This is a genomic window from Streptomyces xingningensis (genome assembly GCF_054957865.1).
The window spans coordinates 1-25,885 of record NZ_JBDJPF010000027.1 but is presented as its reverse complement, the minus strand read 5'-3'; the positions used below and the strand labels follow the sequence as shown (position 1 = coordinate 25,885).

Sequence of the window (25,885 nt, the reverse complement as noted above, 5' to 3'; positions counted from 1 at the left end):
CCAGCACCGTCAATTCACGCCAGCCGGCCCGGCGTTCACGGCCGCGACGCCTTGCAGGCGGATCGAGGCCAGGGTGCCGCAGATCAGTGCCACGCCGACGAGCGTGCCGCAGGCCGCCACCGCAGTGTGCGCATCACCGTCGAGGGCGGCACGCAGACCCCGGGCAGCCCAGTAGCCGGGAGAGGCCGGAGCCAGGTCCGCAACCCAGGCCGGCAGGACGCCGAGCGGGACGAGCGCGCCACCGACGCTGCTGAGCAGCATGCCACCGATGTCGTAGCAGGCCGAGAGCTCGCCCATGCTGCGGACCAGCACACCGAGCAGCGCGCCAAGGCCGAGCAGGGTGCAGCTCCAGCTCAGCAGGACGCCCAGCAGCAGGAACGGATGCGGCACCCGCAGCCCGAAAACGCACGCACCGAAGCCGACGATCAGAAGTTGCTGCGCGAGCAGGGCCGCGAAGACGGGAACGGCCTTGCCGACGAGCATCTCCGCGGGATGCAGGGGCGTACCGCGCAGGCGGTCCCAGGTGTGGCCCAGCCGTTCGGCGAGGATCGCGCTGCCGGAGATGCTGAGCGCGAGGAGCGAGAAGGTGACCAGCGTGCCGACGACCGCCTGTTCGGTGCCGGCCGTCCGGCCTTGCGCGGCCAGGTAGAGCGGGCGCAGCAGGGTGATGAAGAAGAGCGGAAGAATCATCCGGCTCAGGAGCGGGCCGGGTTCGCGCAGCATCAGCAGCACGTTGTGGCGCACCAGGACGCTCAGGCGGGTGGCGGATTCACGCGGCGACATCACGGGGCTCCGTCTTCTCCTCGGTCGCTGCGGCCTCCAGGGAGTGGTAGAGGTCGTCCAGGCCGGGGCGGCGCATGTCGACGGACACGGGCGTGCGGCCGGAGGCGAGCAGGGCTGCCAGGTCGGCGCCGGGATCCGCGGTCGGCAGACGCAGTTCGGGCTCGGCCGGGTCGGCGAAGGTGACCCGGAGCTCGCCCGGCAGGTGGCGGGTGAGCTCCTCCTGCGTGCCCCGCGCGATGACGCGTCCGGCCCGGGCGAGCGCCAACGTGGCGTCGAGATCGACGAGTTCCGGCAGGTAGTGAGTCGTGTAGACGACGGCGGCGCCGGCTTCGGCGCGGGCCTTGACGGCGGCCAGCAGGGCCGAGCGGGTTTCCGGGTCGGCCCCGACGGTCGGTTCGTCCAGCAGCAGCAGCGGCGCAGCGCCGACCATGGCGGTGGCCGCCTGCGCGCGGCGGCGCTGGCCGCCGGACAGGACTCCTACGGGCCGGTCCGCGACGGCGGTCAGGTGAAGCTCCGCCAGGACCCGGGCGATCTCCGCATCTCGTGCCCGTCCACGCAGCCCGGCCAGTCCGGCGAACAGCCGCAGGTTCTCCCGCACGCTGACGCTGCCGTACAAGGCCAACTCCTGCGGGGCCACGCCGAGAAACCGCCGTGCGGCCCGGCCGGCCCGCAGCGCGTCCTGCGAGCCGATGCGTACCCGGCCCGCATCAGGACGCACGAGACCAGTGACGATCTCGACGAACGTGGTCTTTCCGGCACCGTTGTGCCCGATCAGGCCCACGATCTCGCCAGGCTCGACCGTTAGTTCGAAGCCGTCGAGCGCGCGACGTCGGCCGTAGTGCTTCACCAATCCTTCTGCCCTGAGCATTCCGCCTCCATGAGGTCTACGCCGTATACGTCTACACTGTAGACTCATGAGCGGCAGGCGGGAAGAGATACTGGACGCGGCACTGGCCATCGCCGACGAGCGCGGCCTCGAAGCCGTCTCGATGCGCACGCTGGCCGACCGCATCGGCGTCACGCCGATGGCGTTGTACCGGCATGTCAAGGACAAGGCCGCCCTGCTGGACGGCATGGTCGGACGCCTGCTCGCCGCGCTCCTGCCGTCGGACACCGCCAAGGAGCAAGCCTGGGACGAACGGCTCAACGCCCTCGCGCACGCCTGCCGAAAGGTGACCCAGCGGCACCCCTGGGCCGCACACCTGCTCTTTTCACGACCGGCTGTCACACCGGACGCTGTGCGCGCGGTGGACATCATCTACACCGCACTCATCGAAGCCGGAGTTCCCGAGCCCGAAGTACCCCGGCTGGAACGCCTGGTCAGCACCTTTGTGATCGGGTTCGCCGCCTCCGAGGCCTCGGGCCGCTTCACTCCCGGCGCCCTCGACCCGCGCAGCCGCCGCGGCCAACTCCCGGACAGCGAACTCCCCGGCCACTGCAGACTCGGTCCATGGCTGGACCTGCCCGTTGACCTCACCGCCGAGTTCGAGGCCGACCTCGACGACATCCGGCGACTGGTCAGGGCGGCCGCACGGCGACAGGACTGACCGCCGCCTCGGGGCACGGAGTTGGCCCCGGCCGCATGCCCAAAGGCCGCAGGCCACCCGTCGGTGACCTGCGGCCTCCTCATCTCCGTAGGCCGTGTGGGACTCGAACCCACAACCAATGGATTAAAAGTCCACTGCTCTGCCAATTGAGCTAACGGCCCGCACCCCGCAGCATAGCCCGGGGCCGGTCCCGGGACCGGCCCGGCCTGCTCAGGCCGTTGCGCCCCGCCGGTAGCCGAAGGTGGCGAACAGGGCCAGGACCAGGCCCCAGGCCGGCAGGATGCCCAGCGCCGCGGTGCTCGGCGAGTGGCCGAGGGCCAGGTCCGCCGCCAGCTCCTGGTACCGGTTGACCGGTGCCGCAGCCCAGCGCCAGCATCGTGACCGGCACGATGCCCACCCACAACAGGCAGGCGTACCCGGCCCATTCACCGGCGCTCAGCTGCACATGGTTCACCAGACCCCCGATCAGGCTGACGGCCACGATGGGGGCAGTGCCAGGAACATCGCGCTGATGCCCCGGCCGACCACCGCCGTCCCGGGCGGCAGCGGGGTGAGCCTCAACTGCCGCAGCAGGCCCGCCTTCTTGTCCTCCGAGACGGCACCGGAGGCGGATATCACGGCTCCCAGGGCGCCGAAGCCTGCCATCCCGGCCATGTTCCGGTAACTCTTCGTCACTTGTGCGAAGCTCACCGCTGCCTGAGTCATGCCAACGACGTTACGGAGCGGGCCGGGGCCGCCCCAGAGCCCCAAGAGACCGCAGGCCACCAAGTGGTGGCCTGCGGTCTCTTGGCACTGTGGGCCGTGTGGGACTCGAACCCACAACCAATGGATTAAAAGTCCACTGCTCTGCCAATTGAGCTAACGGCCCGCACCCCGCAGCATAGCCCGGCGGGCGCCGGGATCCCGAGTGGTTTCCCCGAGGGCCGCGGACGCGGAGAGCCCGCACGGTGCGCCTGCACCGTACGGGCTCTCCGGCCGGCCGTCAGCCGTTGCGCTTCCAGCGGGGCTTGTCGGCGCGCCGGTCGAAGGAGGCACCCGCGCCGCGGTGGTCGTCACGACGGCCGTACGGGCGGTCGCCGCCCGCGGAGCGGTGACCGCCGGCGGGGCGGTCATCGCGGCGGTCGCGGTTGAACGGACGGTCGCCACCGCCGGAGCGGTAGCCGCCGGCGGGGCGGTCATCGCGGCGGAAGCCGCCGGTCGGGCGGTCGTCACGACGGTCGTCCCGGCGGAAACCACCCTGCGGACGGTCATCACGGCGGAACGGACGCTCGTCGCGGCGGAAGCCGCCACGGTCGTCGCGGCGGTCGTCGCGGCGGAAGCCACCCTGCGGGCGGTCGTCCCGGCGGTCCCGGTTGAACGGACGGTCGTCGCGGCGGAAGCCGCCGGTCGGGCGGTCATCGCGACGGTCGTCCCGGCGGAAACCACCCTGCGGACGGTCATCACGGCGGAACCCGCCCTGCGGGCGGTCGTCCCGGCGGTCCCGGTTGAACGGACGCTCATCGCGACGGTCGTCCCGGCGGTCGTCACGACGCTCATCGCGGCGGAAGCCACCCCCGCGGCGCTCGAAGTTGCCCCGCTCGTCCCGGCGCTCGTGCGCGGGCGCGGTCTGCGCCGGCACGGCCGCAGCGACGGCGGTGGCCTCCTCCTGCGCGGCCGCGGTTTCCTCCGCGGCGGCCGCGACGGCGGCCTCCGGGTCCTCGCCGCGCTCACGGGCGGCGCGCGCCACCAGGCGGTCGGCCTCCTCGCGCAGCTCGGTCGCCCGGCGCTGGGCGCGCTCCAGCTGGCGGCCCAGGTCGGCGAGCTCGCGCTCGGCCTGCTTGGCGGCGTTGGCGGCGGAATCGGCCTGGACCTCGGTGAGCGAGCGGGCACCGGTGATCTTGGCGACGTCCTCGTCGAAGGCACCGGCCCCGGCGACCATGTGACGCGAGGCGTCCACGCCCGCGTCCTCCATCAGCCGGAAGATCTGGCGGCGCTGGTGCGGCAGCGCCAGCGAGACGACCGTGCCGGACTGGCCGGCCCGGGCCGTACGGCCGGAGCGGTGCAGGTAGTCCTTGTGGTCACCGGCCGGGTCGACGTTGAGGACCAGGTCGATGCCGTCCACATGGATGCCGCGCGCGGCGACGTCGGTGGCCACCAGGCAGTTGACATAGCCCGCCTTGAAGTCCTCCAGCACCCGGGTGCGCGCGCCCTGGGTCATGCCGCCGTGCAGCGCGTCGGCGCGCACCCCGGCGTCGACCAGCTGCTCGGCGACGCGGTCGGCGCCCATCTGGGTGCGGACGAAGATGATGGTGCGGCCCTTGCGGGCGGCGATGGCGGCGGTGACCGGGGCCTTGTCCTTGGGCTTCACGACCAGCACATGGTGGGTCATGGTGGTGACCGCACCCTGCGCAGCGTCCACCTCGTGGGTGACCGGGTCGACCAGGTAGCGCTTGACCAGGGTGTCGATCTCGTTCTCCAGCGTCGCGGAGAACAGCAGGCGCTGGCCGCCGGACGGCACCAGGTCGAGGATCTCGGTGACCTCGGGCAGGAAGCCCATGTCGGCCATCTGGTCGGCCTCGTCCAGGACGGCGACCTGGACCTTGTCGAGGGAGGCGGCACCGCGGTTGATGATGTCCCGCAGCCGGCCCGGGGTGGCGACCAGGATGTCGACGCCGCGCTCCAGGGCGTAGATCTGGTTGCCCATGGACGTACCGCCGCAGACGACCTTCATCTTCAGGCCGAGCACATCGCCGTACGGCTGGAGGGCGTCGGCGACCTGCATCGCCAGCTCACGGGTCGGGGTGAGGATCAGACCGCGGGGGCGCTTCTTCTCGGTGTGACCGCCGGCCAGCGTGGACAGCAGCGGCAGGCCGAAGGAGAGGGTCTTGCCGGAGCCGGTGCGGCCACGGCCCAGGATGTCCTTGCCGGCCAGGGCGTCCGGGATGGTCGCGGCCTGGATCGGGAAGGGGGTGGTGACGCCGTTCTGCGCGAGCTTGCGGACGATGGCCTCGTCCAGGCCGAGGTCACCGAAGGTGATCGTCGGCTCGGCGGCCTCCTCGACGACGGCCTCCTCGACGACGGCCTCGGTGGCCTCGTCGTTCTCGGGCAGGGTGGTGTGTTCAGTGGAAATAGACATGCGAAATGCGAAACCTTCCGGAGTTTCGGCACGCGCCCAAGCTCCGTGTCGGCTTCACAAATGACCGCCTCGATGCGGTCAGCCACGGCAAAGTAAGGAACGCGCCTCGCGGCGCGCTTCTGTCAGGGCGCCGGGCAAATGGGATCAAACGATCTACCACCATACGCACCTCCCACCCAACCGCGCAACCCGCCAGCTCAGACGGCCTATGACGGGCCGCTACGCCATCGGTCCGGCCTGCGGCGTGGGCCGGGGCGCGGGCGAGGTGGGCGGGGCGGGCGGTGTCGTGACGGGCGGGGACGGAGCCGGCGGGCTCGGCGGCCGGGAGGCCGCCGGGGACGAGGCGGGCGCCCTGCTCGGGGCCGGGCCGGGACCGCCCGGAGGCTTCGGCTGCGTACCCTGCCTGCCCGGCCGGGCAGGCGGCGGCGAATCATCCGACGCATCGGCGGACGGCGCGGCGGACGACGCCCCCGTGCGCGCCCCCTTGGCCGACGGGCTCCCGCTCGCTCCATGCCCCGCCTTGGCATCCGCGCGCCCCGGGCGCCCCCCGGGCACCGGATCCCCGCCATCCGGCTCGGTCCCGGCCTCCCGCTGCTTCCCCGAGGCGGAGGGCGCCGGACGGCCGGGGTCGCCGACGCTCATGCACCCGCCGAGCGCCAGGGTCGCCACGACCACGGCCGCAAAACGGGTAACCGCCGAGTGCACGGGGGATGCGGGGTGCACGGGGAGCGCGCGCATGGGGACCGCCTTCTTGGATCACAGGGGACAGCTCACTGCCCAACTGACCCCGCCCCGCCCAGGACACGCGCCCGCCGCGGGCGCGGCGAGAGCGTCCCGCCGAACGCCGGTCCGCGGGACGCGAGCCGCTCAGCCATAACCCAGTTCATGCAGCCGCCGGTCGTCGATCCCGAAGTGATGGGCGATTTCATGAACCACCGTCACCTCGGCCTCCGCCACGACCTCTTCCCTGGTCGCGCACATCCGCAGGGTCGGCCCCCGGTAGATGGTGATCCGGTCCGGCAGCACGCCCGCGTACCACTCGCCGCGCTCGGTCAGCGGTGTCCCCTCATAGAGCCCGAGCAGCTCCGGATCGTCCGCCGCGGGCTCGTCCTCCACGAACACCGCGACGTTGTCCATCAGCCGCGTCAGCTCCGGCGGGATCCGGTCCAGGGCCTCGGCGACCAGTTCCTCGAACTCCTCGCGCGTCATCTCCAGCACGCTGGCCATTGTCCGGCAAGCGCCCCTCGCGCGCCGGGCCGCGGGGACCGCCCGGACCGGTCCGGGAAACCGTTTTGGCGATACCTCCCCGCATCCCATATGCTTCTCACGTCCCCGAGGCGCCGCAAAGCGCCCAGGTGGGCCATCAGCCCTCATCGTCTAGTGGCCCAGGACGCCGCCCTTTCAAGGCGGTAGCACGGGTTCGAATCCCGTTGGGGGCACGCTTAACCATGTGCGAGACTAGTGCTCGCACATTGCAAGGTCCTGTGGAGCAGTTTGGAGTGCTCGCCACCCTGTCAAGGTGGAGGCCGCGGGTTCAAATCCCGTCAGGACCGCCGCGATCTTTCTTGGATCGCCTGGCTGGGTAGCTCAGTTGGTACGAGCGTCCGCCTGAAAAGCGGAAGGTCGCCGGTTCGACCCCGGCCCCAGCCACGGTGCGCCCCCCATCTCCGATGGGGGGCGCTGTTTTGTGTCCCGGGTGCGGCCCACGGCGGCACCGCCGGACCGCGGCGCCGCCGTGACTTCCCGCGATCGCGGCAGCCCCCTGGTCGCCGCTAAATGCATTCGCCGCTTCGCGGCCGCTGGTGCGATCCTGGAATCCGTATGTCTACGCAGCCTGCCCTCGCCACCTTCGCCGACCTCGCCGAGCGCCTGCCCGAGCTGATGCTGCGCGACCAGCAGCGGCTGGGGCACAGGCTCGACGGTGCACGCCGTATCCGCAAGCCCGAAGCCCGCGCTGCCGTCCTGGCCGAGATCACCGACGGGATCGCCGAGGCCGAACTGCGCGTCGAGGGCCGCCGGGCCGCCGTCCCCGCGGTCAGCTACCCGGGGCAGCTGCCGGTCAGCCAGAAGAAGGACGAGATCCTGGCGGCGATACGCGACCACCAGGTGGTGATCGTCGCGGGCGAGACCGGCTCCGGCAAGACCACCCAGATCCCCAAGATCTGTCTGGAACTCGGCCGGGGAATCAAGGGGCTGATCGGGCACACCCAGCCTCGCCGGATCGCCGCCCGCACGGTCGCGGAGCGGGTCGCCGAGGAGCTGCGGACGCCGCTGGGCGAGGCGGTCGGCTGGAAGGTCCGCTTCACCGACCAGGTCGGCGGTGACACCATGGTCAAGCTGATGACCGACGGCATTCTGCTCGCCGAGATCCAGACCGACCGCGAGCTGCGCCAGTACGACACGATCATCATCGACGAGGCCCATGAGCGCAGCCTCAACATCGATTTCATCCTGGGCTACCTCGCCCAGCTCCTCCCCCGCCGCCCCGACCTCAAGGTCGTCATCACCTCCGCGACGATCGACCCGGAACGCTTCTCCCGGCATTTCGGCGAGGCACCGATCGTCGAGGTCAGCGGGCGCACCTATCCGGTGGAGGTGCGCTATCGGCCGCTGCTGGAGGGGGATTCCACCGACGCCGACCGCGACCAGGTCACCGCGATCTGCGATGCGGTGGACGAGCTGCAGCGCGAGGGCGACGGCGACATCCTGGTCTTCCTCTCCGGCGAGCGGGAGATCCGGGACACGGCGGATGCGCTGGAGAAGAAGAAACTCCGGCTGACGGAAATCCTGCCGCTGTACGCGCGGCTTTCGCATGCCGAGCAGCACCGGGTCTTCCAGCGGCACACCGGCCGCCGCATCGTGCTCGCCACGAATGTCGCGGAGACCTCACTGACCGTGCCCGGCATCCGGTATGTCATCGACCCCGGTTTCGCCCGCATCTCCCGCTACAGCCATCGCACCAAGGTGCAGCGGCTGCCGATCGAGCCCATCTCCCAGGCCAGTGCCAATCAGCGCAAGGGCCGCTGCGGCCGTACCAGCGACGGCATCTGCATCCGGCTGTACTCGGAGGACGATTTCCTGGTCCGCCCGGAATTCACCGACGCGGAGATCCTCCGGACGAACCTGGCCTCCGTCATTCTCCAGATGACCGCCGCCGGGCTGGGTGACATCGAGAAGTTCCCCTTTATCGACCCGCCGGACCGGCGCAACATCAAGGACGGCATCGACCTGCTCCAGGAGCTCGGGGCGATCGACCCGCAGCAGAAGGACGCGAAGAAGCGGCTCACCCAGCTCGGCCGCAAGCTCGCCCAGCTCCCGGTGGACCCCCGGCTGGCCCGGATGGTGCTGGAGGCGGACCGCAACGGCTGTGTGCGCGAGGTCATGGTGATCGCGGCCGCGCTGTCCATCCAGGATCCGCGCGAGCGGCCCGCGGACAAGCAGCAGCAGGCCGACCAGCAGCACGCCCGCTTCAAGGACGAGACCAGTGACTTCCTCGGCTTCCTCGGCCTCTGGCGCTATGTGCGCGAGCAGCAGAAGACGCTGTCCTCGTCCGCGTTCCGGCGCATGTGCAGGTCGGAGTTCCTGAACTATCTGCGCATACGCGAATGGCAGGACATCTATTCACAGCTGCGCACGGTCGCCAAGGGCATGGGCATCCACCTCTCCGAGGAGGACGCGGCGCCGGAGCGGGTGCACCAGTCGCTGCTCGCCGGGTTGCTCTCGCACCTTGGCCTGAAGGACACCGATAAGAACGAGTATCTCGGCGCCCGCAGCGCCAAATTCGCGGTCTTCCCGGGCTCGGCGCTCTTCAAGAAGCAGCCCCGCTGGGTCATGTCCGCCGAGCTGGTCGAGACCTCCCGGCTCTGGGCGCGGGTCAATGCCCGTATCGAACCGGAGTGGATCGAACCGCTCGCCCAGCACCTGGTCAAGCGGAACTACAGCGAGCCGCACTGGGAGCAGAAGCAGGCGGCCGTGATGGCCTATGAGCGGGTGACGCTCTATGGCATCCCGGTCGTGGCCCAACGGAAGGTCAATTACGGGCGGATCGACCCGGAGACCAGCCGGGCGCTCTTCATCCGCAACGCCCTGGTCGAGGGCGACTGGCGCACGCAGCACCAGTTCTTCCACGACAATCGCAAACTGCTCGGCGAGGTCGAGGAGTTGGAGCACCGCGCCCGCCGCCGCGACATCCTCGTGGACGACGAGACGCTGTTCGACTTCTACGATCAGCGACTGCCCGAACACGTCGTTTCAGGTGCGCACTTCGACTCGTGGTGGAAGCACAAGCGGCGCGAAGAGCCGGAGTTGCTCAATTTCGAGCACTCCATGCTCATCAACGAGAACGCGGAGGCGGTCACCAAGGCCGACTACCCGGACTCCTGGCGGCAGGGCCGGCTGAAGTTCAAGGTGACGTACCAGTTCGAGCCGGGTGCGGACGCGGACGGCGTGACCGTCCACATCCCGCTCCAGGTGCTCAACCAGGTCACGTCCGAGGGCTTCGACTGGCAGATCCCCGGCCTGCGCGAGGGCCTGGCGACGGAGCTGATCCGCTCGCTGCCGAAGCCGATCCGCCGCAACTGCGTACCGGCGCCGGACTACGCCGCGCGTTTCCTCGACGGCGTGGTGCCCCTCCAGGGGCCGCTGACGTCCGCCATGGCGCGCGAGCTGCAGCGGATGACGGGCGTACGGATGGAGGCCGAGGACTTCGACCTCGCCAGGGTCCCGGACCATCTGAAGATCACCTTCAGGGTCGTCGACGAGCGCAAGCGGAAGATCGCCGAGGACAAGGACCTCGAGGCGCTGCGGATCCGGCTCAAGCCGAAGACACAGGCCGCGATCACCAAGGCCTTCGAGAAGGCCGCCGAGTCCTCCCCCGGCGCCGCCGCGGGCCCCGAGCAGCGCTCCGGACTGACCCGGTGGACGATCGGCGCGCTTCCGCGCACCTTCGAAACCCGGCGAGCGGGCCAGCCGGTCAAGGCCTACCCGGCACTGGTCGACGAGGGCGCCTCGGTGGCCGTACGGCTCTTTGACACCGAGCCGGAGCAGCGCGAGGCGATGTGGCGCGGCACCCGTCGGCTGATCCTGCTCAACCTGCCCTCCAACCCCGCGAAATTCGCCCAGTCCAAGCTCGGCAACCCGCAGAAGCTCGCCCTCTCCCGCAATCCGCACGGCTCGATCCAGGCGCTCTTCGAGGACTGTGTCTCGGGTGCGGCGGACAAGCTGATCGCCGTGCACGGCGGGGTGGTCTGGGACGAGGAGTCCTTCCGCAAGCTCTTCGACGAGGTGCGGGCCGACATCACGGATGTGACGCTGGACACCATCCGCAAGGTGCAGGAGGTGCTGGCCGCCTGGCAGGCGTGCGAGCGGCGGCTGAAGGCCACCACCAGCCCGGTCCTGCTCACGTCCGTCACGGATGTCAAGGAACAGCTGGCGGAGCTGGTCAAGCCCGGCTTTGTGACCGCTCACGGGGTGCACCGGCTCCCCGATCTGCTGCGCTATCTGGTGGCCGTCGACCGGCGGCTGACCCAGCTGCCCACCAACGCCGAGCGGGACCGGGCACGGATGGCAAAGGTCGAGGAGATGCGGGACGAGTACGCCTGGCTGCTGGAGCAGTTCCCCGCGGGCCGCCCGGTTCCCCAGGAGGCACGGGACATCCGCTGGATGATCGAGGAGCTCCGGGTGAGCTACTTCGCGCACGCCCTCGGCACCGCCTATCCGGTCTCGGACAAGCGGATCGTCAAGGCCATCGACCGGCTCGCGCCCTGACCTGGAGATCGGGTTCGACCGCACCCCCTGACCTGCTGTAGAGTCTTGCTTCGCAGCCCCGCGGAGGCGGAGCGCGAAGCAAGGTCCTGTGGAGCAGTTTGGAGTGCTCGCCACCCTGTCAAGGTGGAGGCCGCGGGTTCAAATCCCGTCAGGACCGCACTAGATTGAGGCCCGCACCCGGTACGCCGGTGCGGGCCTTGCTGTTGCCCGGCTTCGGCAAGTCACCTCAAAACGGCAGTAGTTGAAGGCCCGGATTCCCTCGAGGGAGCCGGGCCTTCCCGTCACCCGCCTTGACTGCGACACGTGCCAGGGGTACCCAGTCAAGAGGAGGTGCTGTGCTCGATGACGACCACCGAACGGGCAAACGGCATCCGGCACGAGACGCGGGCACTGCTGCGTGCTCATCTCTCGGCCGCCGTCGGCTACCGGCACCTGACCAGACACTGTCCGGTCTGCCACCGGCTGCTGCGGCTCGTCCAGGAGTCCGCGGCCGGGGAGGCCCCGGTGCCTTCCCCGCGGACCCTGGACACCGCTCTGGCGGCCGAGGGCGCCCAGGGCCCGCGGAAGACACGCCGGGACGAAAGTCCCGCCGCGTGGTGACCAACGGCGGTCTCCGCCACGGCAGTCGGCTGTCAGGCTGGCAGCGGACGTCCTTCTGTCGCCCGCTCTACCGCAGCGGCGCGCGGAGCGACAAGCGCGCCGGGCTGTGACGGGAGTCACCGAAGGAGTTTCCGAGCGGGGGGAACTGGCACTCCGCTCCTCATGGGTCAATTTAATATGTGCAATTGCACCGACCGTTCAACCAACCCCCAAAGCTCTCAACCCGGCCGGAACCACCCCACCCCCGACCGGCCCTCCGGGACTTGCGGCCGGCCGCCCGGCCCGAAATCGGGCATAAAAAGATCGCGCTGGACCCGGCGGAGTCCAGCGCGATCGACGACCCGGCCGGCGACGTGCCCGGGAAACGGGCATGGATCCCGTTGGGGGCAGGTATCCGTCGCCGGTGAATCAGGTGGAGCTTGGGGGTTGGGCGGTCACCGGGTTGGGGGCCCCGGAAAATGCCCGGTCATGCGGTAGTTCAGGCCTCGCTGCGCTGCTGCGGAATGCCCGCCAGCAGTGCGCGGACCTCCGCTTCGCGGTAACGGCGGTGCCCTCCGAGCGTACGGATGGACGTGAGCTTGCCTGCCTTGGCCCACCGCGTGACCGTCTTCGGGTCCACGCGGAACATCGTGGCAACCTCAGCCGGGGTCAGCAGCGGCTCGGCATCAGGGGTGCGAGCGGTCATGAGCGGCCTCCTCGGGAGAACCGAGTTCAGGATCGGTTCTTTCCTCTAAATTCTGCACCTTGACCCACGTTGCCCGAAATGGCAGACGCGGGCCGAGTCGGTTATAGGACGAACGGCTTGTCCTCGGCACTACAACTACACCATCTGTCCAGCCACGTCGGCCAAACCGACGGAATTGCCCTCTCAGGTGTTCAACCTCAACGGAAGCCGATGGACCATGCCATAGCGGACAGTCACGTCACCGTGACGATCAGTCACAGTGGGATCAGGGGTCATCAGACCCGCCAAGGAGTGCAATACCGATCAATCCACCCTTACTCGGACGGAAGGAGTCCTTCCCGGACTCCTTGTCCTATTTTGCCACGAGGGTGGGCGATGGGCGCAAGACCTAACGTAAGTGCGTTAGATCACGGTTGCTCCAATGGCCCGGATCGGGACCTAGGTCCCTTATCCCGAACCCGCGTCATCCCAGAGTGGCCTCCCGAGGCCTCAGTTGGCGAACTGACGGTCCCTTACCGCCCGCCAGCGCTCCGTCAGCCGCTCATACGCCTCGCTCGCCCGCGCTCCGTCCCCGGCCCGCAGGGCGGCCAGTCCCTCCGCCGTGTCGGCCGCGGAGCGGTCGTCGGCGAGCTGCGCCTCCGGCACCATGTGCACCAGCCCGCCGTAGTCCAGCTCCACCAGCGAGCGCGGGTGGAACTCCTCCAGCCAACGCCCCACATCCACCAGGCCGTCGATCAGCGGCCCCTCCTCGATGGCATCCCGGAGCGTGCGCAGCCCCCGGGCGACCCGCCGCCGGGCCTGCACCATGGGGGTGCGATAGCGCAGGACGAGCCCCTCCCCCTCCGGGGCCTTGCCGTACTCGCGCTCCCCGTCGGCGAAGAGGACGAACCAGCGCAGCGGCACCTGCCAGGTCGCGGTCCGGATCCACGGCCGGGCGTCCGGGTTGCACTCCAGCCAGCGCACATAGTCGGCCTCGGCCTGGCGGCGCACCACCGGCGGCAGCACCGCATCCAGCACCGGCTCCGCGAAGCGCTCGGAGAGCTCCTCCAGCGCCAGCCAGCCGCGCAGCCGGGTGCGCCAGGGGCAGACGCAGACGACGCCGTCCACCACCGTCACAAAGGCGTCGGCGCTCTCGTGCACCGGCACCGGCACCGGCGGGGTGGGCAGCAAGTCGGCCAGCGAACGCCGCAGTTCGTCCTGCGCCGTCGGCAGATCCGCCCGGCGCGCATAGCCCGCCCAGTGCGCACGTTCCGGCTCGGGGAAGGCACCCAGCGGTTCATAGACCCGAAGATATGCCGCGTACGGGACGGTCACCGACGACGCCAGACCCACGCTCGCTCCCTCAAGCCATTGGCGGCCACCGGGGAGTTGCCGCTGCCCTCCCCTTCCGGACCGTTCCACCGTCCAAATCGTCCCATGACGCCGGAGCCCGGGAGGGTGATCCTCGGCACCGGGCCGGTGCGGCGGGCCCACAGGCCCTACGCTCGTCCCAACCGGCCCTCCCTCACCCCCGGAGGGCGACCTCCGCGAGACATATGGAGTCACCACCGTGACTGACGTACGTCCCACCTCCCCCAAGCACTCCGTGCAGGGGGTACCCCCAGGCACGGAGAGCGTGCTGCACACCCTCTTCCGGTCCGACCTCGGCGGCCATGAGCAAGTCGTGCTCTGCCAGGACCGCGAGAGCGGGCTCAAGGCCGTCGTCGCCCTCCACTCCACCGCCCTGGGCCCCGCCCTCGGCGGCACGCGTTTCTACCCGTACGCCTCCGAGGAGGAGGCCGTCCGGGATGCGCTCAACCTCTCGCGCGGAATGTCCTACAAGAACGCCCTGGCGGGCCTTGACCACGGCGGCGGGAAGGCCGTGATCATAGGTGATCCCGACGAGATCAAGACCGAGCAACTCCTGCTCGCCTACGGTCGGTTCGTGGCCTCTCTCGGCGGCCGTTATGTCACCGCCTGCGATGTCGGCACCTATGTGCGGGACATGGACGTCGTCGCCCGCGAGTGCCGCTGGACCACCGGGCGCTCGCCCGAGCACGGCGGCGCCGGGGACTCCTCGGTGCTCACCGCGTTCGGTGTCTTCCAGGGCATGCGGGCGGCGGCGCAGAACCAGTGGGGCGAGCCGACGCTGCGCGGCCGCCGGGTGGGCGTCGCGGGGATCGGGAAGGTCGGCCACCACCTGGTCGGGCATCTGATCGAGGATGGCGCCGAGGTCGTGGTCACCGATGTGCGGGCGGCCGCCGTGGAGCAGATCACCGCCCGCCATCCGCAGGTCACCGCCGTGCCGGACGCAGCCGCGCTGGTCCGCACCCCGCTCGACGTCTACGCCCCCTGCGCCCTCGGCGGCGCGCTGGACGACGAAACCGTGGCCGCCCTCACCGCCACCGTGGTGTGCGGCGCGGCCAACAACCAGCTCGCCCACCCCGGGGTCGAGAAGGACCTCGCCGACCGCGGCATCCTCTACGCCCCGGACTATGTGGTGAACTCCGGCGGCGTGATCCAGGTCGCGGAGGAGCTGCACGGTTTTGACTTCGACCGGGCGAAGGCGAAGGCGACCAGGATCTTCGACACGACTCTGGCCATATTCGACCGGGCCCGGCTGGACGGCATCCCGCCGGCCGCGGCAGCCGACCGGCTCGCCGAACAGCGCATGGCCGAGGCCCGTTCGGCCGCCGTGCCCCGGCAGACCCGGCGCTAAGCGGTCTCCGATCTGGTGGACGGGACCCGCACAGCGGTCCCCACAGACACGCCGCCGGGGGGTGGCAAGCGAGAGATCGCTCACCACCCCTCGGCGGGTCGCCGCGAAGGACGGGTTAAAATCGCAGCTGACCAGCGGGGACGGGGCGCCTCGCGGGTTGTGCTCCGTGGCACGTCATGCGGGCGACGTACCGTATGACGGCGGAAGCAGGTACCGTTGAAGTCCTACAGGACGGATCCCTAAGCAGGGGTCCGCTCTGATCATGATCGTGAACGCGTGTCAAGACTCTGGGGCCGTCGAGCCCCGTCATTGAGGGGGTCGAGCCATGGGGCGCGGCCGGGCTAAGGCCAAGCAGACAAAGGTCGCCCGCCAGCTGAAGTACAGCAGCGGCGGGACGGACCTCTCACGTCTGGCCGACGAGCTGGGCGCAACATCGCCGACGAAGCAGCCGCCGAACAGCGAGCCGCTCGACGACGAGCTGGACGACGACCCGTACGCTCAGTACGCGGCGCGTTACAACGACGATGAGGACGAGGACGAGCACTCCGCGTCCGATCAGTCCGCATACCGTCGCCGCGCTTGACGCGAAGACTCTCACCGACCCGGTCCGGGGCCTCGCCCCGGACCGGGTTCTGTGCTGCCCGGAGCGACTCAGGCTGAGTGGTCACCGGTCAGGGTCACCGGCTCGGGGTGGTCGCCGCGCTCGGTGATCTCCCCCGCGACCCAGGAGTCCACGCCCCGGTCGGCGAAGGTGGCCAGCGCCACATCCACGGATTCCGGCGGCACGACGGCGATCATGCCGACGCCCATGTTCAGGGTCTTCTCCAGCTCCGGCCGCTCGACCTCGCCGAGTCGGCCGACCAGGTCGAAGACCGCGCCCGGTGCCCAGGTCGACCGGTCGATGCTCGCCTGGAGGTGATCCGGGATCACTCGTGCCAGATTGTTGGCGAGTCCGCCACCGGTGATGTGCGAGAAGGCATGCACCCTGGCCGTGCGGGTGAGGGCCAGGCAGTCCAGCGAGTAGATCCGGGTGGGCTCGAGCAGCTCCTCGCCGAGGGTGCGGCCGAACTCCGGAACCTCTCGGTCCAGCTTCCAGCCGGCCCGGTCGAACAGCACATGACGAACCAGCGAGTACCCGTTCGAGTGAAGTCCGGACGAGGCCATCGCGATGACGGCATCACCCGTGCGAATGAGATCCGCGCCCAGCACCCGGTCGGCCTCGACCACGCCCGTACCGGCACCGGCGACATCGAACTCATCGGCGCCGAGCAGCCCGGGGTGCTCCGCGGTCTCGCCGCCGACCAGGGCGCAGCCCGCGAGCGCGCACCCCTCGGCGATGCCCTTGACGATGGCGGCGACCCGCTCGGGGTGGACCTTGCCGACGCAGATGTAGTCGGTCATGAACAGCGGTTCGGCACCGCAGACCACCAGGTCGTCGACGACCATGCCGACCAGGTCGTGGCCGATGGTGTCGTAGACGCCCAGCCGGCGGGCGATGTCGACCTTGGTGCCGACGCCATCGGTGGCGGAGGCGAGCAGCGGGCGCTCATAGCGCTTGAGGGCGCTTGCGTCGAAGAGGCCGGCGAAGCCGCCGAGGCCGCCCACCACCTCGGGGCGGGTCGCCTTCTTGACCCATTCCTTCATGAGTTCGACGGCGCGGTCGCCCGCTTCGATGTCGACGCCCGCGGCTGCGTAGCTGGCACCGGTTGTCTCGGATGACATGGGTCCTGAGAACTTTCCCTGTAGTGGATGAGCGGCGGGTTGCTTACGGGCGGCGCAGGGCGTCCGCGGCGTCGGGGCCGCCTGCGAGCTCGGTCTCCAGCAGGTGCTTGCCGAGCAGCTCGGGGTCGGGCAGTTCCATCGGGTACTCGCCGTCGAAGCAGGCACGGCAGAGGTTGCCCTTGGCGATCGTGGTCGCCTCGATCATGCCGTCGATGGAGATATAGGCGAGGGAGTCGGCGCCCAGGGACTTGCCGATCTCCTCGACGGTCATCCCGTTGGCTATCAGCTCCGCACGGGTGGCGAAGTCGATGCCGAAGAAGCAGGGCCACTTGATCGGCGGGGAGGAGATCCGGATGTGCACCTCGGCGGCGCCGGCCTCGCGCAGCATCCGCACCAGGGCGCGCTGGGTGTTGCCGCGGACGATGGAGTCGTCCACGACCACCAGGCGCTTGCCCCGGATGACCTCCTTGAGCGGGTTGAGCTTGAGGCGGATGCCGAGCTGGCGGATGGTCTGGCTGGGCTGGATGAAGGTACGGCCCACATAGCTGTTCTTGACCAGCCCGGAGCTGTAGGGGATTCCGCTGGCCTCGGCATAGCCCACGGCGGCGGGGGTGCCGGACTCCGGAGTCGCTATCACCAGGTCGGCCTCGGCCGGGGCCTCGGCGGCGAGGCGGCGGCCCATCTCCACCCGGGAGAGGTAGACATTGCGGCCCGCGATGTCGGTGTCGGGCCGGGCGAGGTAGACGTACTCGAAGACACAGCCCTTGGGGCGGGCCTCGGCGAAGTTGCTGCTGCGGACGCCGTTCTCGTCGATGGCGATCAGCTCGCCGGGCTCCACCTCACGGACGAAGGTGGCGCCGACGATGTCCAGGGCGGCGGTCTCGGAGGCGACGACCCAGCCGCGCTCCAGCCGGCCGAGGACCAGCGGGCGGATGCCCTGGGGGTCACGGGCGGCGTAGAGGGTGTGCTCGTCCATGAAGACGAGCGAGAAGGCGCCCTGCACCACGGGCAGGACCTTGGTGGCCGCCTCTTCCACGGTCAGCGGCTTGCCGTCGACGGCCTGCCCGGCCAGCAGGGCGGTGACCAGGTCGGTGTCATTGGTCGCGGCGACCTGGGTGGCCCGGCCGTTCTCCTTGGGGAGCGCGGCGACCAGCTCGGCCAGCTCGGCCGTGTTGACCAGGTTGCCGTTGTGGCCCAGGGCGATGGACCCGTTGGCGGTGGCCCGGAAGGTGGGCTGGGCGTTCTCCCACACCGAGGCACCGGTGGTGGAGTAGCGGGCATGGCCCACCGCGATATGGCCCTGGAGCGAGCCGAGCGAGGTCTCGTCGAAGACCTGGGAGACCAGGCCCATGTCCTTGAAAACGAGGATCTGGGAGCCGTTGCTCACTGCGATGCCCGCGGACTCCTGTCCACGGTGCTGCAGCGCATACAGTCCGAAATAGGTGAGTTTGGCGACCTCTTCGCCCGGCGCCCAGACACCGAAGACGCCGCAAGCGTCCTGGGGGCCCTTCTCGCCGGGGAGCAGGTCGTGGTTGAGTCGTCCGTCACCACGAGGCACACCTTGAGTCTATGGCAGCCGCGAGGTTCATCCGAACCGGGGACGACCAGGGATGTCTCACACCACGCACAGCCACTTGGTGTCTACAGCGAATCACCGCGCGGCTGTTCCCGGCTCAGCCGAGCAGCGGAAGTTGCGGGGAAATGTCCGCGCGTTCACCGCCGGCCGAGACCCGTGCGTCGTCGACGGCGGAGGCCCAGTCCGTCCGGCCGGTGGCCAGCCGGATCCAGGTGAGGGGGTCGGTCTCGACCACGTTCGGCGGGGTGCCGCGGGTGTGCCGGGGGCCCGCCACGCACTGCACCACGGCGAACGGCGGGATACGGACCTCGACCGAGCCGCCGGGGGCCTTGGCGGCCAGCGCGTCGGCCAGCAGCCGGGTCACGGCGGCCAGGGCCTGCCGGTCATGGGAGACGGTCAGTCCGGTGGCGGCGGCCAGGTCGTCGCCGTGCACCACGGTTTCCAGCAGCCGGGTCACCAGGAAGTCGAGCACGGTCATGGGGCCGACCCGGGTGGCGATCACGGTGGCCGGGTCCGTCCCGTCCGCAGCCTCGACCGCCGTGTCCGAGGCCGCGGCGAAGCGGGCCGCCACGGCCCTCGGTTCCCCGCCCAGGGCCGCCGCGGCCGAGGTCACCGTGGTCGCGACGACCTCCGCGTAATCGCGCAGCAGGCCCGGGTAGTTGGGCAGGCCGACCCTCGGTTCGGCCGGGGCGGGGCGCGGTTCGGCGAGGCGCAGCGGCAGTTGTTCCAGGGTGGCGGCGATGTGGACGATCAGTTCGCGGACCGTCCAGGTCCCGAGCCGGGTGGGGGCCGCGAGGCGCGCGGGGGCGTCGGGTGCGGCACAGAGCCCGTCCACCGTCTCGCGCAGGGCGCGGAGTTGGCTCGCCAGGGCGGCCCTCGTCCTGGCGGGCTCGTAGGTGCGGGCGCGGGGCTTGCGTTGGGCGGCTGTCATGCCGCCGAGACTAATCCGGAGCGCCTGAACCCGGCTGCGGCGCCGATCCAAAGGTCCCGAGCCCGGACTCCAGCATCGCGAACGCCCGCTCGGCAAGGGCGACCGCGTCGGGGTGGACCTCTTCGGGGGTGTCCCCGGCCAGCAGCCGTTGGTGGTTGTAGGCCATCAGCGCATTGCGGGTGCCCATCAACAGCCCCGCGGCGACCGGTGCCAGCTCGGCTTCCTCGGGGCCGACGGCCGCAGCGATCTCCTCGGTGAGCAGCTTCTGGGCCCGCGCGGAGAATTGCAGGGCGCGGGCCCGCAGGGCGGGAGTGTCCTCGATCAAGCGGCGCACCGCGGCGATTTCGGGTGCGCCGCTCAGCGCCACCGAGGGGTCGTGGGCGGCGAGGGCCGCAATGAACTGCCTGCGAACCGCGGCCACCATCGACTCTCCGGGCCGCCGGTCGCGTACGGCGCGGGCGGCGTCCTCGAGGTGCTCCTCCATCGGGCCGAGGATCAAGTCCTCTTTGGAGGATACGTAGTTGAAGACGGTCATCTTTGAGACCTGGGCCGCGGCGGCGATTTCGGCGACGGACACCTTGTCGTAGCCGCGCTCGAGGGCCAGCTCCCTGGCGGCCCTCCACAGGGCGCGCCGAGTCTGTTCCTTCTTGCGTTCACGGAGGCCCCGCCCATCGGTCATGCCACGACTGTACCAAGGCGATTTTTTGACCGAGATATTAAACTTACTCGGATCAAGAATTGACTCAGTACATGTTTGGTGGGCAAGATGTGCCGGGCGCCGATTCCCGTCCGCCCGCCGGTCTTTCAAGGGGGAACCCATGAGCGAACGAAGTGAGCAGAGGCGGTTCAGGGCCGCCCTTCTGGTCTGTATGGCCACGATCCTGCTGGCGGTGATCGACCAGAACATCGTGTCGGCCGCCACCGTCCCCATCGCCCGCGAGCTGGATCCCGAGCACGGCATCGACCGGATCCCCTGGCTGATCAGTGCCTTCGCCCTGGCCGCGACCGCCGCCCTGCCGCTGTACGGCAAGCTGTGCGACACCCTGGGTGCCAAACGGGTCTTCCTCGGGGCGATCGCCGTGTTTCTGCTCGGCTCGGCGCTGTGCGGCGCCGCGCAGTCCATGAACCAACTCATCGTGTTCCGCGCGGTGCAGGGGCTCGGCGGCGGCGGGCTGATGAGCGTCACCATGGTCGTCATGGCTCAACTGCCGAGGCCGGACGGGGAAAGCAGAGGGAACAGCACCGCCATGGGCGGCATCATCGCGGGCGCGGGCATGGCACTGGGTCCGGTACTCGGCGGGCTGCTCGCCGACCACGCCGACTGGCGCTGGGTGTTCTACGTCAACCTGCCCATCGGCGTGGCCGTGCTCGCCCTGGCGGCCGTGCTCATCAGGATCCCCCGTCAGGGCACCCGGCACCGCATCGACTTCCTCGGCGCCGGGCTCGCCGCCGCGTTCGCCGTCACCCTCTTGCTGATCTCCGAGTGGGGCGGCAAGGAGTACGCCTGGGGCTCACCGGCCGTCCTCGGGCTGATCGGTGCGACCGTGCTGCTGCTGGTCCTGTTCGTCTGGCGGCAGGCCACGGCGGCCGAGCCCGTGCTACCGCTGTCGATGTTCCGCAACCCGGTGCTGGTGAAGGCATTTGCCCTGCAAGGACTCATGGGCGTGGCCATGCTGGGGTCGATCGTCTATGTCATCCTCTATCTGCAGGTGGCCCGGGGTATCGCGGCCACCTCCGCCAGCCTCTTTATGATCCCCATGGCGGCGGGACTCACCATCGTCGGTCTGCTCTCCGGCCGGCTGGCCGGGCGCGGCTGGTCGACGCGGACGTTTGTGATCAGCGGGACGAGCTGTGTGACCGTCGCCCTGGGGGCGCTCGCCACCACGGGCGTCCACACCGGACTGTGGCTCGTCGGCGCCGAACTGCTGCTGCTGGGCGTGGGGTTCGGGCAGCTGCTGGGACAGCTCATCCGGCTGGCCCAGGAGACGGCGCCGCGCCACCAGCTGGGGGTGGCGACCACCGGCATCCGCTTCTTCCAGAGCCTGGGCGGCGCGTTGGGCACCACCCTCTTCGGCACGGTGCTGAGCCGGATGTACGAGTCCAAGGTACCGGGCGGGTCCACCAGCGGGATCGCCGCGCTGGCGGGTGCGGAACACGCCCACGCGGTACGGGCGTTCGTGACCTCGGTGGACACGGTGTTCGCCTGTGCGGCGGGGGCGATGGTGATCGCGGTGGTGCTGGCGCTCCGGCTGCGGGTGCCGGCCGCTGCCGCGGAGGAGCCGGACGGGCCGGCTGGTCGGCCCGTCCGGCAAGGTGAACCGGCTACCCGAACAGCGCCGGGAGCGTAGCTTCGTACGCCTCCCGCAGCTCGGTCAGCGGGAGGGTGAACTGGCCCTGGATGTCTACGACCGCAGTTGAATCAAGCACAGAACCGTCCACGACCCCGATCCGCACCGCCGGGAGACCCCGCGCCCCGCACATGTCGCCGAACCTCAGCTCCTCGCTGCGCGGCACCGCGACCACCGCGCGGCCCGCGGACTCCGAGAAGAGGAAGACAAACGGGTCGAGGCCGTCCGGGACGACGATCCGCGCGCCCCGTCCGCCGCGCAGGCAGGACTCCGCCAGGGCCTGGACCAGCCCGCCGTCCGACAGGTCGTGGGCGGCGTCGACCATGCCGTCGCGGGAGGCCGCAATCAGGATCTCGCCGAGCAGCTTCTCGCGCTCCAGGTCCACGGCCGGCGGCAGCCCGCCCAGGTGGTCGTGGATCACCTGGGCCCAGGCCGAGCCGCCCAGCTCCGCACGGGTGTCACCCAGCAGATAGAGCAGCTGGCCCTCCTCCGAGAAGGCCATCGGCGTACGGCGGTTGACGTCGTCGATGACGCCCAGCACGGCGACCACGGGGGTCGGGTGGATGGCGGTCTCGCCGGTCTGGTTGTAGAGCGAGACATTGCCGCCGGTGACCGGGGTGCCCAACTCCAGGCAGCCGTCCGCCAGACCGCGGGTGGCCTCGGCGAACTGCCACATCACGGCCGGGTCTTCGGGCGAGCCGAAGTTGAGGCAGTTGGAGATGGCCAGCGGGCGGGCGCCGGAGGCGGCCACATTGCGGTACGACTCGGCCAGCGCGAGCCGCGCGCCCGCATAGGGGTCCAGCTTGGTGTAACGGCCGTTGCCGTCCGTGGCGATGGCGACACCGAGGTTGGTGTCCTCGTCGACGCGGACCATGCCGGAGTCCTCCGGCTGGGCGAGGACGGTATTGCCCTGGACGAAACGGTCGTACTGGTCGGTGATCCAGGACTTGGACGCCTGGTTGGGGGAGGCGATGACCTTGAGGACCTGTGCGCGCAGTTCGTCCGGGGTCGCCGGGCGGGGCAGCTTCGCCGCGTCGTCCGCCTGGAGGGCGTCCTGCCAGTCGGGGCGGGCGTACGGGCGCTCGTACACCGGGCCCTCATGGGCGACCGTGCGCGGCGGCACGTCGACGATCTGTTCCCCGTGCCAGAAGATCTCCAGCCGCTCGCCGTCGGTGACTTCACCGATGACGGTGGCGATCACATCCCACTTCTCGCAGATCTCCAGGAAGCGTGCCACCTTGTCCGGCTCGACGATCGCGCACATGCGCTCCTGCGACTCGCTCATGAGGATCTCCTCGGGCGAGAGGGTCGCATCGCGCAGCGGGACCGTGTCGAGTTCCACCCGCATGCCACCGGAACCAGCACTGGCCAGCTCGCTGGTGGCGCAGGACAGGCCTGCGCCGCCGAGGTCCTGGATGCCGTCCACCAGGTCCTCGCGGAAGATCTCCAGGGTGCACTCGATGAGGAGCTTCTCCTGGAAGGGGTCGCCGACCTGGACGGCCGGACGATTGGCCGAGACCCCGTCGGGACTGTCAGCGTCGAAGGTCTCGGAGGCCAGGACGGAGACCCCGCCGATGCCGTCGCCACCGGTACGGGCGCCATAGAGGATGACCTTGTTGCCCGCCCCGGAGGCCTTCGCCAGGTGGATGTCCTGGTGCTTCATCACGCCCACGCACAGCGCGTTGACCAGCGGGTTGCCCTGATAGCAGGGGTCAAAGACGACCTCGCCGCCGATGTTGGGCAGCCCCAGGCAGTTGCCATAGCCGCCGATGCCCGCGACCACCCCGGGGAGTACCCGCTTGGTGTCGGGGTGGTCGGCGGCGCCGAACCGCAGCGGGTCCATCACGGCGACCGGGCGGGCGCCCATGGCGAGGATGTCGCGGACGATGCCGCCCACGCCGGTGGCCGCGCCCTGGTAGGGCTCGATGTAGGAGGGGTGGTTGTGCGACTCGACCTTGAAGGTCACCGCATAGCCCTGGCCGACGTCGACCACGCCCGCGTTCTCGCCGATGCCGACCAGCAGCGCGTCGTTTTCCGGGGCCTTCTCGCCGAACTGGCGGAGGTGGACCTTGCTGCTCTTGTATGAGCAGTGCTCGGACCACATCACGGAGTACATGGCGAGCTCGGCGCCGGTGGGGCGGCGGCCCAGGATGGCGCGGATGCGCTCGTACTCGTCCTGTTTGAGGCCGAGTTCGGCCCAGGGCTGGGGGGTGTCGGGCGTCTCGGCCGCGTGCTTGACCGTGTCCAGGCTCATGCGTTGACCAGCCTCTTGAGGATCGAGGTGAAGAATCCGAGGCCGTCCGTGCGGCCGGTGCCGACCAGCGGCTCGACCGCGTGCTCGGGGTGGGGCATCAGGCCGACGACATTGCCCGCCGCGTTGGTGATGCCCGCGATGTCGCGGAGCGAGCCATTGGGGTTGCCGTCGAGGTAGCGGAAGGCGACGCGGCCCTCGGCCTCGAGCTCGTCCAGGGTGCGCTCGTCGGCCACATACCGGCCGTCGATGTTCTTCAGCGGGATGGAGATCTCCTCGCCCGCCATGTAGTCGGAGGTCCAGGCGGTCTCCGCGTTCTCCACCCGCAGCCGCTGGTCGCGGCAGACGAAGTGCAGGTGGTTGTTGCGCAGCATCGCGCCGGGGAGGAGGTGCGTCTCGGTGAGCACCTGGAAGCCGTTGCAGATGCCCAGGACGGGCATCCCGCCCCTGGCCTGGTCGATGACGGTCCCCATGACCGGCGAGAAGCGGGAGATGGCGCCCGCCCGCAGATAGTCGCCATAGGAGAAACCGCCGGGCAGTACGACGGCATCGACCTGCTTGAGGTCCTTGTCCCGGTGCCACAGCGGCACGGGTTCGAGGCCGGCGATGCGGACCGCGCGCTGGGTGTCGCGGTCGTCGAGGGTGCCGGGGAAGGTGATGACTCCTACGCGGACCGTCACGAGTCCACTCGCACGGTGAAGTCCTCGATCACGGTGTTGGCGAGAAACGTTTCCGCCATCTCGTGGATTCGGGCGAGGGCGGCTTCGTCGACCGGGCCCTCCACCTCGAGTTCAAAGCGCTTGCCCTGACGGACGTCGGCGATCCCCTCGAAACCCAGGCGTGGCAGTGCGCGCTGCACCGCCTGGCCCTGCGGGTCGAGGATCTCCGGCTTGAGCATGACGTCGACTACGACGCGTGCCACTGGCACTCCCGGTGGTGTGGTGCGTGAGCTGAAGCGGTGCCGCCAGCGTACCGTCCCAAAAAATCTACGCGCATAGATATCCGGCGGCCATGCCATGACACCCACCCGGAATCGGGCAACAACCGGCAACCCGGCCGGAAAATCCCCGGCAAAAACACCTGAAGAACACACGGTTCCGATTGCACCGGGGCACACTGACGGAATTAACTGGGCTTCACCATGCAATGCCCTTTGTTGTACAAATGAATAAGCATTGCCCCAGAACCATCGCACCCCTTACATCGCCGCAGGTCAGCGCGGCGATGCAGGCTGAAAGGACCCTTTCCGTGGCGCAGCGCGTAGTGGTCACGCTCTTTGATGACATCGACGGCGGAGAGGCCGCGGAGACCGTCACCTTCGGCATCGACGGCAAGTCGTACGAGATCGACCTCAGCACGGTCAATGCCAAGAAACTCCGGGCCGTACTCGCGCCTTACCTGGAGGCGGGCCGCAAGCGGTCCCGCTCCGGCAAGGCGTACCGCCGTACCGCCGTGGCACCCGACCCGGCGGCGGTTCGCGCCTGGGCCCGTTCGCACGGCATGGACGTGCCGCCGCGCGGCCGGATCCCCAAGAAGGTGTACGAGGCGTTCAGCGCCGCGAACTGAGCAGTCGGCCGGGGGCAGTCCCTCCCGACTGCCTCCGCCGGAACCGGATTTGCGTTGCACCCCCCATGATCCGCTAGAGTCTGGAGCACGCCGAGGGGCGAGGCCAAGAGGCCGGACTCCCCGGAACGCGCGGGTGTAGCTCAGTAGTAGAGCGCCCCCTTTCCAAGGGGGAGGCGCAGTGTGCGATTCCTGTCACCCGCTCTCACCGTTTACCGACCACGCAAGTGGATCAGGTGGATGGTCGCGCGGGTGTAGCTCAGTAGTAGAGCGCCCCCTTTCCAAGGGGGAGGCGCAGTG

The 25,885-nt window shown here is 69.9% G+C and carries 22 protein-coding genes and 7 tRNA genes; 12 read left to right on the top strand and 17 right to left on the bottom strand.

From position 1 onward, the window contains the following. Positions 1–9 precede the first annotated feature (9 nt). Positions 10–783, bottom strand: coding sequence for an ABC transporter permease (locus ABCR83_RS16160; RefSeq protein ID WP_462695706.1), 774 nt, complete (start codon positions 781–783; stop codon positions 10–12). Beyond that, entirely contained in the window at positions 770–1,651 is an 882-nt protein-coding gene (locus ABCR83_RS16155) for an ABC transporter ATP-binding protein (protein WP_462695704.1), read from the bottom strand. The genes ABCR83_RS16160 and ABCR83_RS16155 overlap by 14 nt, the downstream gene beginning before the upstream one ends. Before the next feature lie 46 nt (positions 1,652–1,697). On the opposite strand from ABCR83_RS16155, the gene ABCR83_RS16150 reads away from it, so the two are divergent. Beyond that, on the top strand, positions 1,698–2,330 hold the full coding sequence (locus ABCR83_RS16150; protein ID WP_462695703.1) for a TetR/AcrR family transcriptional regulator: 633 nt from the start codon (positions 1,698–1,700) through the stop codon (positions 2,328–2,330). Between the two features lie 88 nt (positions 2,331–2,418). Here the strand turns inward: ABCR83_RS16150 and ABCR83_RS16145 are convergent. From ABCR83_RS16145 to ABCR83_RS16120, 6 genes are all read right to left on the bottom strand, one after another. Further along, positions 2,419–2,491, bottom strand: a tRNA-Lys gene (locus ABCR83_RS16145). Positions 2,492–2,540: 49 nt separating this feature from the next. Beyond that, entirely contained in the window at positions 2,541–2,759 is a 219-nt protein-coding gene (locus ABCR83_RS16140) for a hypothetical protein (RefSeq protein ID WP_462695702.1), read from the bottom strand. Positions 2,760–2,795: 36 nt separating this feature from the next. Further along, the gene (locus tag ABCR83_RS16135; protein ID WP_462695701.1) at positions 2,796–3,035 is read right to left on the bottom strand and encodes a hypothetical protein; all 240 of its coding nucleotides are present in this window, start codon (positions 3,033–3,035) and stop codon (positions 2,796–2,798) included. Between the two features lie 90 nt (positions 3,036–3,125). Then, positions 3,126–3,198 (bottom strand) — tRNA-Lys (locus ABCR83_RS16130). A gap of 114 nt (positions 3,199–3,312) precedes the next feature. Then, positions 3,313–5,445, bottom strand: a complete 2,133-nt coding sequence (locus ABCR83_RS16125) for a DEAD/DEAH box helicase (protein ID WP_462695700.1) — start codon at positions 5,443–5,445, stop codon at positions 3,313–3,315. Positions 5,446–6,312: 867 nt separating this feature from the next. Then, complete coding sequence (locus tag ABCR83_RS16120) at positions 6,313–6,663, bottom strand: metallopeptidase family protein (RefSeq protein WP_462695699.1); 351 nt, start codon at positions 6,661–6,663, stop codon at positions 6,313–6,315. Between the two features lie 148 nt (positions 6,664–6,811). Between ABCR83_RS16120 and ABCR83_RS16115 the strand changes: the two genes are divergently transcribed. The 6 genes from ABCR83_RS16115 (at position 6,812) to ABCR83_RS16090 (ending at position 11,811) form a co-directional block, all read left to right on the top strand. Then, a tRNA-Glu gene (locus ABCR83_RS16115) sits at positions 6,812–6,884 on the top strand. Positions 6,885–6,923: 39 nt separating this feature from the next. Further along, positions 6,924–6,998 (top strand) — tRNA-Asp (locus ABCR83_RS16110). Between the two features lie 23 nt (positions 6,999–7,021). After that, positions 7,022–7,095, top strand: a tRNA-Phe gene (locus tag ABCR83_RS16105). 171 nt (positions 7,096–7,266) lie between these two features. Next, on the top strand, positions 7,267–11,211 hold the full coding sequence (gene hrpA / locus ABCR83_RS16100; protein ID WP_462695698.1) for an ATP-dependent RNA helicase HrpA: 3,945 nt from the start codon (positions 7,267–7,269) through the stop codon (positions 11,209–11,211). 82 nt (positions 11,212–11,293) lie between these two features. Then, a tRNA-Asp gene (locus ABCR83_RS16095) sits at positions 11,294–11,368 on the top strand. A gap of 185 nt (positions 11,369–11,553) precedes the next feature. Further along, positions 11,554–11,811, top strand: coding sequence for a DUF6274 family protein (locus ABCR83_RS16090; RefSeq protein WP_462695697.1), 258 nt, complete (start codon positions 11,554–11,556; stop codon positions 11,809–11,811). Positions 11,812–12,289: 478 nt separating this feature from the next. On the opposite strand, the gene bldC is transcribed toward ABCR83_RS16090, so the two are convergent. Both bldC and ABCR83_RS16080 read right to left on the bottom strand, forming a co-directional pair. Next, positions 12,290–12,496 carry a developmental transcriptional regulator BldC gene (gene bldC / locus ABCR83_RS16085; RefSeq protein ID WP_003949541.1) on the bottom strand — a complete coding sequence of 69 codons (207 nt, stop codon included), beginning with the start codon at positions 12,494–12,496 and terminating at the stop codon, positions 12,290–12,292. Positions 12,497–12,985: 489 nt separating this feature from the next. Continuing rightward, the gene (locus ABCR83_RS16080; RefSeq protein WP_462695696.1) at positions 12,986–13,828 is read right to left on the bottom strand and encodes a hypothetical protein; all 843 of its coding nucleotides are present in this window, start codon (positions 13,826–13,828) and stop codon (positions 12,986–12,988) included. A 253-nt stretch (positions 13,829–14,081) separates the two neighbouring features. Here ABCR83_RS16080 and ABCR83_RS16075 point away from each other — a divergent pair, with 253 nt between their 5' ends. Together ABCR83_RS16075 and ABCR83_RS16070 are read left to right on the top strand one after the other, a co-directional pair. Next, on the top strand, positions 14,082–15,194 hold the full coding sequence (locus ABCR83_RS16075) for a Leu/Phe/Val dehydrogenase (RefSeq protein WP_462695754.1): 1,113 nt from the start codon (positions 14,082–14,084) through the stop codon (positions 15,192–15,194). 325 nt (positions 15,195–15,519) lie between these two features. After that, complete coding sequence (locus ABCR83_RS16070) at positions 15,520–15,777, top strand: DUF3073 domain-containing protein (RefSeq protein ID WP_462695695.1); 258 nt, start codon at positions 15,520–15,522, stop codon at positions 15,775–15,777. A gap of 68 nt (positions 15,778–15,845) precedes the next feature. Here the strand turns inward: ABCR83_RS16070 and purM are convergent, their stop codons facing one another. The 4 genes from purM to ABCR83_RS16050 all read right to left on the bottom strand — a co-directional run bounded on the left by purM (position 15,846) and on the right by ABCR83_RS16050 (position 20,102). Beyond that, on the bottom strand, positions 15,846–16,916 hold the full coding sequence (purM, locus tag ABCR83_RS16065) for a phosphoribosylformylglycinamidine cyclo-ligase (RefSeq protein ID WP_462695694.1): 1,071 nt from the start codon (positions 16,914–16,916) through the stop codon (positions 15,846–15,848). A gap of 43 nt (positions 16,917–16,959) precedes the next feature. Further along, a complete protein-coding gene (gene purF, locus ABCR83_RS16060; RefSeq protein ID WP_462695693.1) occupies positions 16,960–18,474 on the bottom strand; it encodes an amidophosphoribosyltransferase in 1,515 nt (504 codons plus the stop codon). 115 nt (positions 18,475–18,589) lie between these two features. Beyond that, complete coding sequence (locus ABCR83_RS16055) at positions 18,590–19,423, bottom strand: sterol carrier family protein (protein WP_462695692.1); 834 nt, start codon at positions 19,421–19,423, stop codon at positions 18,590–18,592. A gap of 10 nt (positions 19,424–19,433) precedes the next feature. Further along, the gene (locus tag ABCR83_RS16050) at positions 19,434–20,102 is read right to left on the bottom strand and encodes a TetR/AcrR family transcriptional regulator (RefSeq protein ID WP_462695691.1); all 669 of its coding nucleotides are present in this window, start codon (positions 20,100–20,102) and stop codon (positions 19,434–19,436) included. 139 nt (positions 20,103–20,241) lie between these two features. On the opposite strand from ABCR83_RS16050, the gene ABCR83_RS16045 reads away from it, so the two are divergent. Beyond that, the gene (locus ABCR83_RS16045; RefSeq protein ID WP_462695690.1) at positions 20,242–21,771 is read left to right on the top strand and encodes an MFS transporter; all 1,530 of its coding nucleotides are present in this window, start codon (positions 20,242–20,244) and stop codon (positions 21,769–21,771) included. Here ABCR83_RS16045 and purL read toward each other — a convergent pair. The 3 genes from purL to purS are packed head-to-tail and all read right to left on the bottom strand — an operon-like array spanning position 21,746 to position 24,944. Further along, complete coding sequence (gene purL / locus ABCR83_RS16040) at positions 21,746–24,025, bottom strand: phosphoribosylformylglycinamidine synthase subunit PurL (RefSeq protein ID WP_462695689.1); 2,280 nt, start codon at positions 24,023–24,025, stop codon at positions 21,746–21,748. The genes ABCR83_RS16045 and purL overlap by 26 nt on opposite strands. Next, positions 24,022–24,702 carry a phosphoribosylformylglycinamidine synthase subunit PurQ gene (purQ, locus tag ABCR83_RS16035; protein WP_462695688.1) on the bottom strand — a complete coding sequence of 227 codons (681 nt, stop codon included), beginning with the start codon at positions 24,700–24,702 and terminating at the stop codon, positions 24,022–24,024. The genes purL and purQ overlap by 4 nt, the downstream gene beginning before the upstream one ends. Further along, complete coding sequence (purS, locus tag ABCR83_RS16030; protein WP_042151546.1) at positions 24,699–24,944, bottom strand: phosphoribosylformylglycinamidine synthase subunit PurS; 246 nt, start codon at positions 24,942–24,944, stop codon at positions 24,699–24,701. The genes purQ and purS overlap by 4 nt, the downstream gene beginning before the upstream one ends. Before the next feature lie 326 nt (positions 24,945–25,270). Here purS and ABCR83_RS16025 point away from each other — a divergent pair, with 326 nt between their 5' ends. Together ABCR83_RS16025 and ABCR83_RS16020 are read left to right on the top strand one after the other, a co-directional pair. Further along, on the top strand, positions 25,271–25,588 hold the full coding sequence (locus tag ABCR83_RS16025; RefSeq protein WP_462695687.1) for a histone-like nucleoid-structuring protein Lsr2: 318 nt from the start codon (positions 25,271–25,273) through the stop codon (positions 25,586–25,588). Positions 25,589–25,717: 129 nt separating this feature from the next. Then, positions 25,718–25,789, top strand: a tRNA-Gly gene (locus ABCR83_RS16020). Positions 25,790–25,885: the final 96 nt, after the last annotated feature.